15 protein-coding genes are annotated in these 13,493 nt (G+C 59.0%); 3 read left to right on the top strand and 12 right to left on the bottom strand.

The window, feature by feature from the left end:
* Positions 1-45: 45 nt before the first annotated feature.
* From ACW8F6_RS14125 to ACW8F6_RS14115, 3 genes are all read right to left on the bottom strand, one after another.
* Positions 46-906 carry a universal stress protein gene (locus ACW8F6_RS14125; RefSeq protein WP_491576518.1) on the bottom strand — a complete coding sequence of 287 codons (861 nt, stop codon included), beginning with the start codon at positions 904-906 and terminating at the stop codon, positions 46-48.
* A 126-nt stretch (positions 907-1,032) separates the two neighbouring features.
* Positions 1,033-2,979: an autotransporter domain-containing protein gene (locus ACW8F6_RS14120; protein ID WP_491576517.1), complete on the bottom strand. Its 1,947-nt coding sequence runs from the start codon at positions 2,977-2,979 to the stop codon at positions 1,033-1,035.
* Between the two features lie 216 nt (positions 2,980-3,195).
* A complete protein-coding gene (locus tag ACW8F6_RS14115; protein ID WP_491576541.1) occupies positions 3,196-5,082 on the bottom strand; it encodes an ATP-binding cassette domain-containing protein in 1,887 nt (628 codons plus the stop codon).
* 42 nt (positions 5,083-5,124) lie between these two features.
* Between ACW8F6_RS14115 and ACW8F6_RS14110 the strand changes: the two genes are divergently transcribed.
* Positions 5,125-5,607: a TIGR02444 family protein gene (locus ACW8F6_RS14110; RefSeq protein WP_491576516.1), complete on the top strand. Its 483-nt coding sequence runs from the start codon at positions 5,125-5,127 to the stop codon at positions 5,605-5,607.
* Positions 5,608-5,677: 70 nt separating this feature from the next.
* Positions 5,678-6,415 (top strand): BamJ family beta-barrel-assembly machinery protein, encoded by a 738-nt coding sequence (gene bamJ, locus ACW8F6_RS14105; RefSeq protein ID WP_491576515.1) that lies wholly within the window; start codon positions 5,678-5,680, stop codon positions 6,413-6,415.
* A 68-nt stretch (positions 6,416-6,483) separates the two neighbouring features.
* Here bamJ and ACW8F6_RS14100 read toward each other — a convergent pair whose 3' ends face one another.
* From ACW8F6_RS14100 to ACW8F6_RS14080, 5 genes are all read right to left on the bottom strand, one after another.
* Positions 6,484-7,452, bottom strand: coding sequence for a WD40 repeat domain-containing protein (locus ACW8F6_RS14100; RefSeq protein ID WP_491576514.1), 969 nt, complete (start codon positions 7,450-7,452; stop codon positions 6,484-6,486).
* A gap of 164 nt (positions 7,453-7,616) precedes the next feature.
* A complete protein-coding gene (gene rsd / locus ACW8F6_RS14095) occupies positions 7,617-8,078 on the bottom strand; it encodes a sigma D regulator (RefSeq protein WP_491576513.1) in 462 nt (153 codons plus the stop codon).
* Positions 8,079-8,159: 81 nt separating this feature from the next.
* A complete protein-coding gene (locus tag ACW8F6_RS14090) occupies positions 8,160-8,855 on the bottom strand; it encodes an LrgB family protein (RefSeq protein ID WP_491576512.1) in 696 nt (231 codons plus the stop codon).
* Between the two features lie 7 nt (positions 8,856-8,862).
* Positions 8,863-9,243 carry a CidA/LrgA family protein gene (locus ACW8F6_RS14085; RefSeq protein WP_491576511.1) on the bottom strand — a complete coding sequence of 127 codons (381 nt, stop codon included), beginning with the start codon at positions 9,241-9,243 and terminating at the stop codon, positions 8,863-8,865.
* A complete protein-coding gene (locus ACW8F6_RS14080; protein ID WP_491576510.1) occupies positions 9,240-9,728 on the bottom strand; it encodes a disulfide bond formation protein B in 489 nt (162 codons plus the stop codon). The genes ACW8F6_RS14085 and ACW8F6_RS14080 overlap by 4 nt, the downstream gene beginning before the upstream one ends.
* A gap of 205 nt (positions 9,729-9,933) precedes the next feature.
* Here ACW8F6_RS14080 and ACW8F6_RS14075 point away from each other — a divergent pair, with 205 nt between their 5' ends.
* Positions 9,934-10,371, top strand: coding sequence for a flagellar basal body-associated FliL family protein (locus ACW8F6_RS14075; protein WP_491576509.1), 438 nt, complete (start codon positions 9,934-9,936; stop codon positions 10,369-10,371).
* A gap of 13 nt (positions 10,372-10,384) precedes the next feature.
* Here the strand turns inward: ACW8F6_RS14075 and ACW8F6_RS14070 are convergent, their stop codons facing one another.
* From ACW8F6_RS14070 to ACW8F6_RS14055, 4 genes are read right to left on the bottom strand one after another with little or no spacing between them, the layout of a single operon-like run.
* Positions 10,385-10,867: a cupin domain-containing protein gene (locus tag ACW8F6_RS14070; protein WP_491576508.1), complete on the bottom strand. Its 483-nt coding sequence runs from the start codon at positions 10,865-10,867 to the stop codon at positions 10,385-10,387.
* Entirely contained in the window at positions 10,857-11,384 is a 528-nt protein-coding gene (locus ACW8F6_RS14065; protein ID WP_491576507.1) for a GNAT family N-acetyltransferase, read from the bottom strand. Before ACW8F6_RS14065 ends, ACW8F6_RS14070 begins: the two co-directional genes overlap by 11 nt.
* Complete coding sequence (locus ACW8F6_RS14060) at positions 11,377-12,453, bottom strand: oxidoreductase (RefSeq protein ID WP_491576506.1); 1,077 nt, start codon at positions 12,451-12,453, stop codon at positions 11,377-11,379. Before ACW8F6_RS14060 ends, ACW8F6_RS14065 begins: the two co-directional genes overlap by 8 nt.
* A 39-nt stretch (positions 12,454-12,492) precedes the next feature.
* Positions 12,493-13,302, bottom strand: coding sequence for a DUF4349 domain-containing protein (locus tag ACW8F6_RS14055; protein ID WP_491576505.1), 810 nt, complete (start codon positions 13,300-13,302; stop codon positions 12,493-12,495).
* Positions 13,303-13,493: the final 191 nt, after the last annotated feature.

The raw sequence follows: 13,493 nt of genomic DNA, 5'->3' as shown, positions 1-13,493 counted from the left end.
TAGGCGCTGTCGAGAAGGCGGGCTTGCCCGCCTTTTTTGTGCCCGCTATTTGCTAATGCTCAGCAAGTCGACACTTAATTGATCCAGTACTTTTTCCGCCGTGTTACCCAGTAGGGTTGCGGCCAACCCGGTGCGCGCCGAGGTGCCCATCACCAGTAGATCGGCGTGCAGCGCCTGCACTGTGTCGGGCAGCGCATTTTTGGGTGCGCCCTCAACAATGTGAATAAACTGGCTGGGTATGCCAAAGCGGCGGCTCACCAGCTCAATGGGTTCTTCCTCTGGTTCTTCCATCCACTGAAAGAGGTGAATTAACTCGGGTGTTTTTTCCACGGCAGAGACCAGGTGCAATTCGGAGTTGGTCGCCTGAGCCAATCGCCGTGCGCGCGAGATAATGACGTTGTTGAGCGGTTCGTGATCTGGTTCATTGGCATTTAAACACACGGCGGCCAGCACTATGCCGTTCTGCCAGGCTTCCTCTGCCTTCACCAACAACACCGGGCAAGGTGCCGTGCGCATTATGTAGACATCGCTGGTTCGGCTGAGCGCGCGTTCCAGCCGACTGTGCTTAAAACTGGTTTTTATGATCAGGTTGGCCCCGATGCGACCGGCGGCCTGACTCACCATGGTTTCCCATTTTTGGTTCCAAGTGACTTCACAATGTACATTGATGCCCTGGGCGCGCAGCGGTGCCGCTAGCTCTTCTAGCCAGGCCTTAGTGTTGTTTAAGTGCGTGTGCTTGGCATCTTTGCGGGAGCAAAAGGCACTCATTTCCTCGTCGTTGAGATAGGTACAACAAAAGAGATGCAGCTCTGACTGAGTGCCGAGAGCGAGATGGACGGCGCGACCCAGTGCCAGTTGATCGTCGGTGGATGGATCTATTACTACTAGCAGCTTGCGCGCGTTCATGCCGTGTTCCTCGCTTGATGGGGGTCTAGTAACCATAGCGAAAGGCACCCCATTCTGCTTTGATTTGGAACAAAAAAACGGCGCATATATGCGCCGTTTGGGGGACTAGTGGGTCTGTGGCTGAACTTAGAAAGCCAAACTCACGCCCAGGCCCAGCAGATTGACGCGATTGTCGCCCTGTTCCGTTTCCCAGCTGGCGCTGATCGCGGCTGTGGGTGTCAGGAAGTAGCTGGCGGTCACATTGCCGTGCCAAGCCTGGCCCTTGTCCTGTTGATAGCCCGGCAGTGTGTAGCTGTTCAATGCCAGTGTCTGATTGCGCATACGCACAGTGTGGTCGTCCTCGGTCAGCTCGGAGCGAATGCCCCACTCGGAGGTCACCACCATGTGTGCGGCACGCCAGTGTACAAACAGGCCGATATCCGCTGTGGTAGAGGTGTGCTCTTGGTCTTCATAGCTCAGCGACGTGGTTTGGCCTCCCGTCTCGGCAAAGCCATCCACAGATACCTTGCGGTAGGCCAGCTCCACCTTCGGGCCATAGTCCCAGTTTGCGTGGGGGGATATGTTGTAGCCGTACTCAGCGCTTAGACCCAGGGAGCTACCGTCGGTCTCGCCCAGCTCAGTGCGAGAGGTAATGCCCAACGCCAACGCCCGGGCGCTATCGTAGCTTTGCTGGCCTAAATGCAGGCTGGCATTGGCCCAGTGTGCGCCTTGGGTATAGCCGGTAAAGACGGTAACCGACTGGCTGTTGGCCTCGTAGCGAGAGCCGGTATCGGCAAAGTCCAGGTCGCCGCTATTGGAGGCCAGTCCAAGTCCCAGGTTCCAGTGTTCGCTCAACCCGTATTGCAGGCCGAGCTGGGCGCCTTGGGTATCGGCGTCGGCATCGCTAAAGCCATTGCGCGAGCGCGCGTCCAGGGCCTGACCGCGAGCAAAAATCTGCCAGCTACCGGCCTCGAGCGACCGGCTGGCTAAATTAGCCTGCATTTGCTGGCGCAGCGAGCGGGTATCGCCGTCAACCAGGCTAGCGCCCAATATGGGCAACTGGCCCACTTCCTGGGGCGCCTTGATCAGGCTGAACATATAGTCGGCCACGATTTGTTGGGCCGCAGCTGTGGGGTGTACGCCGTCGTTGAACACCAGCTTAGTGGGGTCGCCATTGCCCGCCTGGGACATGCCGTAAACAGGGTTTTCCAGGCAGCTGCCGCCCGAGCCATCGTAACAGGTGGCTGTCAGTTGTATTGTGTCGTTAACGAAGCCAAAGGCCGTGGGGTTGGCCAGAATTTCTGCCATCAGGCCGCGCGCGTCCACGGGAATCACGTTTGCGCCGGAGGCGGTCAGGCCCGCGTAGAGGGTGTCGTTGTAGAGTGCACTCATGGGCGACCATAGGGGCTGGGCGCCCGAGCCAATCCCCGCCGGCGTATTACCGACATCGGGCAGGTTAGACACCATGATGTACTCGGCGCCCGCGGCGTCCAGGGCGTTAATACCGGCTACCAGCGTGTTTGCAGCAGTGACGATGGTGGCGGGATTGTTTGGGTTAAAGGGATCTGTGAGCCCTAGCACATCGTTACCGCCACCGTTGACGTAGTAAAGCGTGCGCGCCTTTGCGCTGCCGTACTCGGCCAGGTAGCCGTCGCGCACTTTCGCTGGACCGGCGGCGGGGTTAAATACTGTGGAGCCATCTGGGTCGGTAATAGAGGCCTTGATCTGGGCCGAGGTATAGCCGCCCACGGCATAGTTGGTGCCGGCGGGGAAGCCGGTAACCGGGCTGGGCAAATAGGGCGTGGAGGCCGCCAGATAACCCAGGCCAAGCTGTTGGCTGAGGCGCTGTACGCCTACCAAGTCGGTCTCGCTGCCCGCGCCATTGACGCGGTTGGTAAAGCGCAGGCCGCTGCCTGGCACCATAAAAGTGGGGTTAATGGGGCCGCCGGCATCGGGGAACTGGCCCGAGTCTGACAGGCTGTCGCCAAAGACCACCAGCTCGTCAAAGGGGGTGTTCGCATGTGCGGCGCTGGCGCTCAGTAACAATGCGGCAACCAAAGGTTTCAGGGTAATCCGGGGGTGGGTAAAGCTCATTGCGTCATTCCTCATTACGATTATCCGTAATCGTGGCAGTGTTATTATTGTGACCTTCGCAGGTGGCGATGGCGGTGTAGCAAGCTGCGCAAAAACCGTGATAGTTCAGTGATTTATTGTGATTGTTTCACCGATACGCGGACGATCATAAGGGGGATGACGGGGGGATGCCAGCCGCGGAGCTGACCTTCCGGTCATCCCGCGCGCCGGGTGCGACTAATCGCTCTGGGCTTGAATTTGCTCCAGTTGTTCGCTGATTTCAAACCAGCTTGCCTCGGCAGATTCCAGCTGAGCCTTGACCTCGCCCTGGGATTTAAACAGTTGTTGCATATCGCTCTTGCGGCTATCCTGGTAGAGCGCTGGATCGGCCAATAGCGCCTCTAACCTTTCCAACTCCGCCTGGTGGCGCTCCATGGCCTGCTCCGCCTTTTTAAGTGCCTGAGTCAGTGGTTTTAGTTTTTCCCGCTGGGCGGCGGCCTGCTGGCGCTGGGCCTTGCGGTCCGGTTTTACCGCGCCGTTTGCCGGCGCTGTGTTTGCGGTGGCCGACAGCTGTTGCTGCGTCCAGTGATGGTAGGCCTCCAGGTCGCCCTCAAAGGGCGCAACCTGCCCTTGGTGCACCAGCCAGAATTCCTCCACGGTATTGCGCAGTAGGTGTCGATCGTGCGACACCACAATGACGGCACCGTCAAAGGCCTGAAGTGCCACCGTTAGTGCGTGGCGCATTTCCAGATCCAGGTGGTTGGTGGGTTCGTCCAGCAGCAGCAGGTTGGGTTTTTGCCAGGCGATAATGGCAAGTGCCAAGCGGGCTTTTTCGCCGCCGGAAAAGGGCCTGACCTTGGCCAGCGCCAACTCACCGTTAAAACCAAACCCCCCTAAAAAGTTGCGAATTTCCTGCTCGCTGGCACTGGGGCTCAGCCGCTGTAGGTGCAGGGCGGGGCTGGCCTCTAAATCCAGCGCCTGCAATTGGTGCTGGGCAAAATAGCCGATGCGCAGGTGCTCGCCGCAGATGCGCTCGCCGGCAAGCGGTGCAAGGTCGCCGGTAAAGGCCTTCACCAAGGTGGACTTGCCGGCGCCGTTAAAACCGAGCAAGCCGATGCGCATACCGGGCAGAATGGTGAGGTTGAGCGCGCGAAACAGCGGCCGCTCCCCATAGCCTAAAACAGCCTGCTGCAACCCCACCAGCGGGGTGCTGACTTTGTCGTAGCAGGGGATTTCAAAGTGGAAGGGCGAGTCGATGTGGGCGGGCGCAATGGTCTCCATGCGCTCCAATTCCTTGAGCCGACTCTGTGCCTGCTTGGCCTTAGAGGCCTTGGCGCGGAAGCGGCGCACGAAGTTTTCGATTTCCGATACCCGCGCCTGCTGTTTCTCAAAAGCCTGCTGCTGTTGCGCTAAGCGCTCGGCCTTTTGGCGCTCGTAGGCGGAGTAATTACCCACGTACAACACCAACTTTTGCGCCTCGACGTTGACGATGCGGTCCACCACCTGATCCAAAAAGTCCCGGTCGTGGGAAATCAGCACCAGTGTACCCGCGTAGCGTTTGAGCCACTGTTCCAGCCATAGGGTGGTGTCTAAATCCAGGTGGTTGGTGGGCTCGTCGAGCAGCAATAAATCACTGGGGCACATGAGTGCCTGGGCCAAGTTTAATCGAATGCGCCAGCCGCCGGAAAAGTCGTTGACGGTTTTATTTTCATCGCCGGGGGCGAATCCGAGTCCGGCCAATAGCTGCTGAGCACGGGCCTCTGCGGTGTAGCCGTCAATGTGCTCCATATCGGCGTAGGCAGTGGCCAGCGCGGCGCCCTCGCCGGTGGCGATAATGTGTTGTAGGCGCCGCAGTTCGGTGTCGCCGTCGAGCACATGGTCGAGAGCGCGCTTGTGGGTATCCTCAATTTCTTGTGCCATGTGGGCAATGCGCCACTGGCTGGGGATTTGACAATGGCCGGCATCGGCTGCCAAGTTGCCCAGCAACATTTGGAACAGCGAGGATTTACCACTACCATTGGCACCAATCAGGCCCACGTGTTGGCCCGGATGTATGCGCAGGTCTGCCTGTTCCAGCAGAAATTTTTGCCCGCGTTGCAGGCTGACTTGGCTCAATTCAATCATGGCGCGCATTGTAGCAGCGCCGCTGCCGGCCACCAGCACTAAATGACAGACTCACTCACGGAATTTGCTATCGCCCTGTACGGCGCCCCGGGCGTTGAAACCGAGTGCCTCGCCTGGCAAGACAGTCACCAACTGAGCGTGCCGCTGCTGTTGTGCGCCGCTTGGTTAGATGCGCGCGGCACTGGCGGTGATGAGTCCCAGTGGGTGAGTTTGTGCCAGCCCGTTCTAGACTGGGAACAGCAATTGGTTTGGCCGGTGCGATCTCTGCGCCGACACCTGAAGCCCCTGGCCGAAGCGAGCCCGGCGGCAGCCCAGGTACGCGACCAAGTAAAACAGGCTGAACTCAGTGCCGAACTCGCCGTGCTGGCTAAATTGTCGTCCTTGCCCTGGCGTGCCAGTGAGTGTTCCGCACTGACGAGCATCGCACACTTCTATCACCTGCCCGCCGACTGTGAACCTTTCCCCGCTTTGCGGCGCGCGTTGGCGAAGTTGGCGCCCAGCGGCTTAACAGGCCCCGATAACTAGGCTAGTATTGGCCGCTCGTTATGCACGCCTGAGCCAGTGTGGAGCTTGGGTCCTCAACCGGAAGAAGATAATGATTAAAATGAAACATAGCCTGGTTTCAGGCATTGCCCTGGCGTCCGTATTGCTGGCCGCCTGCGGCGCAGATAAAAAAGCCGAGGAGCCCAAGCTGGAAAGCCTGGAATCTAAAGTGAGCTACATGTTTGGCACCAATATGGCCAGCCAATTCAAGCAAGAAGGTTTTGAGTTGGACGCCGCCGCTATCGCGCTGGCAATCAACGACGTTCAGTCTGGCAAAGAAAGTCGTATCAGCCAGGAAGAAATGCAGCAGGTCATGCAAGATTTTCAAACTAAAGCCCAAGCTAAGCAGGAAGCCGAATTCAAAGCCGTTGCCGACGGCAACCTGAAAGAAAGCGAAGCCTTCCTGGCTGAGAATGCAAAAAAAGAAGGCGTGCAAACCACGGAATCTGGCCTACAGTACAAAGTGGTCACCAAAGGCGAAGGCACCAAGCCCACAACCGCTGACACGGTGACAGTGCACTACAAAGGCACGCTGATCGACGGTACCGAATTCGACAGCTCCTACACCCGTGGCGAGCCCGTTAGTTTTCCGGTGACCGGCGTGATTTCTGGCTGGACCGAGGCCCTGCAGTTGATGAGCCCCGGCGCCAAGTACGAGTTGTACATTCCATCAGAGCTGGCTTACGGTCCCGGCGGCACTGGCCCCATCGGCCCGAACCAGGCACTGATCTTTGAAGTTGAATTACTGAGCATTGCCGCCGGCGAAAAGAAAGAAGCGGCTGCACAGTAAGCTTTACCGACAAAGCGTTTAAAAAAGGCTGCACAAGCAGCCTTTTGTATGCCCGCACATTTTGCGTCTCAACGCAGTTTGTGGATAAAGCCATTGCTGGCCACAGCCAAGTAGCCGGCCTCTGTAAAGGCCACGGCTTGCACCGATGCACCGGTGGGTTGCAGGGTGTCGCGTTTAGGTAGCCGCCAGCGCCTTAACTCGCGCAGTTGTTCTACATCCCACAGCTGCACAATTTCATCCGGCCGCCCGGTTAACAGTTCGCGGCTGTCCGGCGAAAAGCGTGCGGCGGTAAACCGCAGGCCGCGCTTGACCATGGTGCCGGCCAGAGGAATGTTGCCCAAGGCGCGACCGGTATCCAAATCCCAAACCACGGCTTTGTCGTACTTGGCGGCGGTCAATGCGCGGCTACCGTCGCGGCTGAGGGCCACCTTCTGAACTTCCTCGTCGTGCGCAAAGGTGCGCACCGCCTTGCCGCTGGCAACGTCCCATAGGGTGGCGGTCTTATCCTCTGAGCCAGTCAGGGCAAACTTGGCGTCCGCAGTCAGGTCGACGCTGCGCACCCGGTTGGCGTGGCGAAAGGTGCGCGTAACACCCCCGCGCTTAATGTCAAACATGACGGCCGTACCATCTACCAGGCCCAGCAATGCATAGTTGCCGTTGGGCGCGAGAACCATGTCTAGAATTTCCGCCGGTGCATTCCAAAACCGGAGCGCTTCGCCCGTTTGCAGATCCCAAAACACAATAGTGTGGGTGGTGGCGGTGGCGGCCCAGCGTCGGTCGGGGGAAAACGCGCTGCTGGTAATAGTGGACTGTTCGCCAGCTCGGTGATTCCAGTTGTAGAGTCGCTCTTGATCGGTCACTCGCCACAGGCTGCCACCCTCGAAAATAGAGCCCACAATGGCGTAGTCGCCCGTGTCCGATAGAGACGCGCTGAGCGCCCCCTTATTGGCAACTTCAAAACTGGCAAATGGAGTGGGCGTGGAATCGCAAGCGGCGAGTGTGAGTAGCAAGGTAATGCCGAGGGCAATACATTTCATAGAGGGGTCCGGACACAGGGATTGCTGCCTCTAAAGATAGTGCAAAAAACCGCGCCCTGCCCCCGCTCGCAATCTGACTTGGCAGGCTCGCTGCGCGCCGACCAGCGCGACCAGTGCAATGGAAGTATGCGGGCTCGACGCGAGTTGCCGAGGCCCGGAGGACATTACGCCACTAAGTCTTTGTGCGCGTCGTGCAGCACGGCAATCATGCGGTCTTCTGCGGCAAAGCGGGTTTCGAGGGCGTCGCCCAGGTGTGACAAATCGGCGCGCAGTGCGTCCAGATCGTCCGTCTCCTGGTACTTGTCGTTAAAATCCAGAATCACATCGGTGGTGGGATCGATGGTGGCGTAGAGGTCGGCCGCCTGGCTGATGGCTTCCTGATCCTCAAATTCTTTGGCCTCGTTTACCAGCTGTTTATAGACTTCAAAATGGCCGGCCGAGGTGTAGTCCACCAGCAATTGGCACAGTGTACGCACCTTGTCGCCGTGCTGTTCGGGTTCGAAGTCGTCGTAGTCAGACAGCTTGCAGTAAAGAACCAGCGCGTTCTGACGTTCTTGCAGCCAGCGGTCAATAATATCGCTGACGCCACCCCAACGTTCTTTCGCTGTTACGCAATTTTCGAGCATGTCGCTAATTCCTTAACTCATTCGACGAGACGAGTGCCCAATGTAGGGGAAAGCCCTGCACCGAGCAAGCATTTCTGGCTGTCAGAACAGCCAGTAATTAACCAAAGCCGGCAGCCAAAGTGCGGTAAAAGCGCCAGTCAGACCCATGGCCAGGCTGGCGAAGACGCCGGTGGTGCGGTTAATTTCGAAGCCCCGAGCGATGCCAATGCCGTGGGCGTTGATGCCCAGCACCAGGCCCTGAGCGCGGGCATCGGTGAGGCCGCTTAGGGTAAAGGCCAAGGGCGCCAACAGTGCGCCAACCACACCGGTAAAAATAACCGTACCGGTGGCCAGGCTGGCATTGGCGCCGAGTGATTCGGCGATGCCGAGCGCAATGGGAGTGGTAACGGACTTAGGCGCCACTGCCAGCAGCAGGGCTTGAGTGCCGCCGGCGAGGCTCGCCAGGCCCACCGCGACGGCGCAGGCGGCAAAGCTACCTAGCCCGACGCTGGCGAGTAGGGGCAGCAAGAAGCGTTTAACGTGGTGGAATTCCCGGTGCAAGGGAATGGCCAGCGCTACCGTCGCCAGGCCCAGCAGACTGTAAAAGAAGTCCGTGGCAGCCTGATAGCGCAGGTAGGTCAAATCGGTAAGGCCGATGAAGAGCGCCAAGCTGCTGGCGCCGATAACCAGCGGGTGTAACCACAGGCTGCGCCCAGCGCGCCCGTGCACCCAAAGGCCCAGTTGGTAAGCTGCCAAGGTGGCGGCCAATAGCCCCAGATCCAGTAAGCGCTCTGGCATGGCGGTACTAATCCCGCGCCTTGGGTGTTGCCTGGCTAGCATTGACTGCCAGGCGCGCCAATAGCCAGCTGCACAGCAACAGGCTGATAAAGGTGCCGAGTAGGATCGCCGCCAAAAGCGCGGGCCACTGGGCGTTGATATGCGCCGGCATGAAAAACATCCCAACGCCCGCCGGTAGAAACAACAGGTTGAGATTACCGATTAACGCCCCGCTCACCTGCTCCGCGCCGCGCACTAACTTATCTGGCCAGAGCGCGGGCAGCCATTGCAGGCTCGCAAACAACAGTAACATGCCCACCACCGGCCCCGGAATGGGCCAGCCAAACCAGTGGCTTAGGAGTTCGCCGATGCCCTGAAACAGCAGCAGTAGCAATAGCCCGGCAATCACGCCTTGCGCAACGCCTGCCAACCGCTGATCAGCGCCAGGCCAGCAAAGGCCACCAGCGTCCAGCCTGGAATACTGAGCCCCAGGAACTGCCAAACCACGTCGGCGCAATTGCCGTCGCCTTGAAACAGCAGCGTTAAGGCTTCCATGAGAGGAAAGGTTTCAAACATATACTCTAGCCCTGGGCCGCAGGCGGGCACCTGGTCTTCTGGCAGCGATTGAATCCAGACGTGGCGGGCGGAAACGCCGGCACCCACAAGCGCCGCCAGCAGGCTCAGCGCGCCGTAAATTTTACGGCCGAGCGGCTTAGGGTTGTGCAGCGCCGCAGCCAATGCCAGCAAGCCTACTGCAATGACAAAGACGCGCTGGGTAATGCACAGCGGACAGGGATGCATGCCCATGACATGCTGCATGTAAAGTGCAGTCAGGATCAGGCCGGTACAGCCGAGGAAAACAATCAGGTAGGTGGGTCGAATACCGGGCAGCATGGGGGCTCCTGTGGTCGGAAGGGGCTTGTGATTTGGCGGCCACACTAGGGCAAAATGACAGCCGGCACAATATCTAGTCGGCTGAAAAACGCCGGTCGGCCGACCAGTGAGGTTCAGTCACCGAGGGTGCGGGCGGCAATGGGCAAAATGGCCGCGCCGGCCTGCTATGCTTAAGGCTTAGTTAGACGATGAGTTGGATGAGGTTATGGTCAAAGTTACGCACTGGTTGTTTGCTGTGTGTCTATGTTTTGGGTTTGCCTTGCAGGCTGCCGCCCAGGAAGACGAGACGGAAGAAGATGCGGCCCCGGCCCCAAAGCCCGAGGCGCTATACATTCCCCTGCAGCCCCCCTTTGTAGTGAACTACGGCGGCCCTGGCCGGCTGCGCTACTTGAAAGCCGAGTTGACCGTTCGAGTGCACGACGTGGGTGCAGCCCAGAATGTGCGCCACCATATGCCGGCCATTCGCGATACGCTGGTGAGTCTCATGAGTCGCCAGGAAGAATTGGTGATAGACACTCAGCAGGGCAAAGAACAACTGCGCCAGGACGCGCTGGCAGAAATTCGCAAAGTCATCGAATTGGAAGTGGGTGGCGACAGCGGTGTGGTGGATGTTTTTTTTGACAACCTCATTGTGCAGCGCTGACCTCGCTAAAACATCACTCGTAAGGTCGGCCGTCTTTGTGGCGAAACTGCCAGCGGCCATCTAAGGATTCGGCCACCAGGTCGTCGTCCGGGTAGTGCACCGCGTCGCCCGCCGTTCGGTCGCCAATCTCCAAATAAACCACTGGCTGATCCGTGTCGTTGCGCAGGTGGTGGGCATTGCCCGACCCGGCTTTAAAGCCGGCACAAGCGCCCGCCGGTAACGCGTGCGCACCCTGGTCGTCTATCAAGGTTGCGGTACCCGCGAGAATATAAATAAATTCATCTTGCAATGCGTGTGCATGACGCAGGGCAGACTGAGCGCCGGGCTCGAGCGTGGTGTGATTGACGCCAAAGTTTTGCAAGCCGAACAGTGCGCCTAGCACGCGTTTGTGACGGCCCTGCATGCGCGCAGCAAAGGGCGCTGGATAAATTGATAGTGTGGCACGGGTTTCCACTTCGTCGGCTTGTACAAAGGTGAAATGGTCGTCAGTGCTCATTAGTAGCGCCTTCTTTCTCGAGGGATTTCAGTTGCAGCGACACGCGTTTGTGGCCGGTGCCCTGCTCGGCCACAGCCACAAAGCCCTGTTGTTGGTGAAAGCGCAGTGAGGCTGGGTTGGCGGGTGCAATATCGATTTCCGCCGCTAGCCAGTGTAGCGAGCGGCCGCGCGCCCAGCGTTGCAGCTCGCGGTAAAATGTCTGCCCTATGCCCAAACCCCGTGCACTGGCACCAATCACTATCCGATCAATATAAAAAAAGTGTTGCAGGCGCGCGTTAAACCACCGGTAGTTGACGCTGTCGTAGGCGGCGCCGGCGCAGAAACCCATTAAAAAGCCGGCCATCTGCCCGCCGCGTTCGGCCACCCACAGCAGCGCTGCCTGTTGGCGCAGTTGCGCAAAGCGCTCGGCCGTTAGGGGGCTCAATACCTGTTCCGAGTGTTGATTTAACGCCAGCAGTCCAGACGCATCTGCCGGCTCGAAGGGGCGCAACTGGAATCCCGCGTGTTGATTATTCATTCGCGTTCTCGCAGTGTGCTGAGCGTGTGACCGGCAGTATCGCCCAGGGTTCGGTGCCACAGGGCAAGCGCGACTGCTGTGCTTCGCTCTGTTCGGCCAGGGCGAGTATGGCCATCACGGCGCAGGCTTGTGCCGGTGTCACAGGTAGCGGGCCGCCAGTTGTGATGGCGTCGGCCAGTTGCCGGTAAAAAGCTGTGTAGCAGCCGCGCTCGGTGTGTAGGCGGTGTGACTGCTGGCCGTCGCAATAGGTGCCTGCCTCGGCCGGTGCCAGTCCAAAGTCCGGGTGGTCGGGCGCGAGGCCGTTTTTTAATTGCAACTCCTGTGGGTCCAGCCCGGCTTTGTGGTAGCTGCCGCGCGTGCCCTCCACGCGAAAGCGCTCGGTGGGCGCCGCGCAAAAGGGGCTGGCGTGCAATACCACCTCCAGACCCGGGTAGTGCAATTGCACGTGAAAAAAATCGGTATTGTGCGAGTGCTCGCGCAGTGCACCGAGGCGCGCGGTAATCGCATCGGGCCAGCCAAATAACAGCAGGGCTTGGTCGATCAGGTGGGGCCCAAGATCAAACCAGATGCCCGCCCCGGCGCCGGCATTTTCGCGCCAGCGATCGCGCACAATGGGTCTGAATCGGTCGAAGCGAGATTCAAAATACTTCACCTCGCCCAACCGATTTTCAGCCAGTATTTTCTGCACCGTCAGAAAGTCGCCATCCCAGCGCCGATTCTGAAATACCGTCAGCACACATTGTTGTGCCTGCGCCAGCTGCACCAGCGCTTGTGCCTCCGCCAGCGAAACGGTCATGGGTTTTTCGAGTACCAAATGCTTGCCGGCGCGCAGTATTTTTTGCCCCAGGGCAAAGTGCTGGTCGTTGGGCGCGGTGACCACCACCAGCGACAGGCCCGGGTGCGCAAGCAATTGATCAATCGAGTCATACACCGCCACTGGTGGCAAGTCCGCAGGCGACCGGGAGCTCATTACGGCGCACACGTCGAACTCGGGCAGTGCCGAAAGTAGCGGCCAGTGAAACGTTTGTGCCGCGTAACCATGGCCCACAATGCCCACTTGAATACTCATCGCGTCTCCTGATTGGGGTACCAGCGTTCAGTTGTTCTGCTAGTGGCGTCGACGCCACAGCATACGCAGGAGTAGCACCACTAGCAGGAGTATGGCAAAGCCCGGCAAACCGTAGGCCACCACCGTCAGGGTGTGCGCGGTGCCCTGGGCGAAGTGGCGACCAAAATCGCCGAGTGATTGAACTATGGGCGACCAGAATCCCGTGTAGCTTTGAGTTTGCAGGTGAATGTTAACCACCTGTAAATCCACGCGCTGGCGCAAACGCGCCTTTTCGCCCTGCGCGTACTCCAGGTCTGACTGCACGCGCGAGAGTTCAGAGGCAATGCGAATCAGCGATTCCACTTCCTTGGCCGAGGTGGTTTCAAGGGCTTGGAGTTTGGTGCGGTAGCTCTCCAGCATTTCAACTCGCTTCGCGTTATCGACGATCGCGTTTTGCAGATCGTCGACCTGCGTATTCTGATGGGTCACTTCGCCCAGCGTACCGGCGTGTGACAGCATCGGCTCAACCTGATCCGGTGGCATGCGCATGCGTAGGTGCGCGTAGCTTTGCTCGCCGGTTTGCAGGTTCGAGGTCATTAAAGTACACAGGTTTTGAGGTTGTTGATTGCAGCGTGTTATCAGCTGTTGGTAGGCGGGCGCTACCTCATCGGCGGCCATGTCTAAAGTGATACTGTGTTCATAGGCCAGATAGCTGGCGCCGGCGCCTTCCGGTGCGGGCTCAGCCATCATTTTCATAGACGCAGCCAGCCGCGGTGCGGCCATGTCCTGTTCGAGAGCATGCTGGTCGTTGGAACAGGCGGCAATCGATAGTACGGCGACCACCGCAAGAAAGCGCAACATTGATGTCATGATAAGGCCCTTATCCAAGTGTGATGGCGCCAGCTTAACAAGCCGGTTGGGCGTTGCAAGGGGCGGGTGGACGCCCGTGATAACGCCACAGATGGCGCAGTTCAGCGGTGGCTGACAGCGGCCCCTTGCCTAGCGGTCGTGAAGTGGACTACCGCAATTGCTAATTGCGCGCTAGGCTCGTTATAAGACGC

The sequence above is a fragment of the Simiduia sp. genome (genome assembly GCF_058345725.1).
Note: the sequence above shows the minus strand (reverse complement) of the source record. Positions and strands in the feature narration are given on the sequence as shown.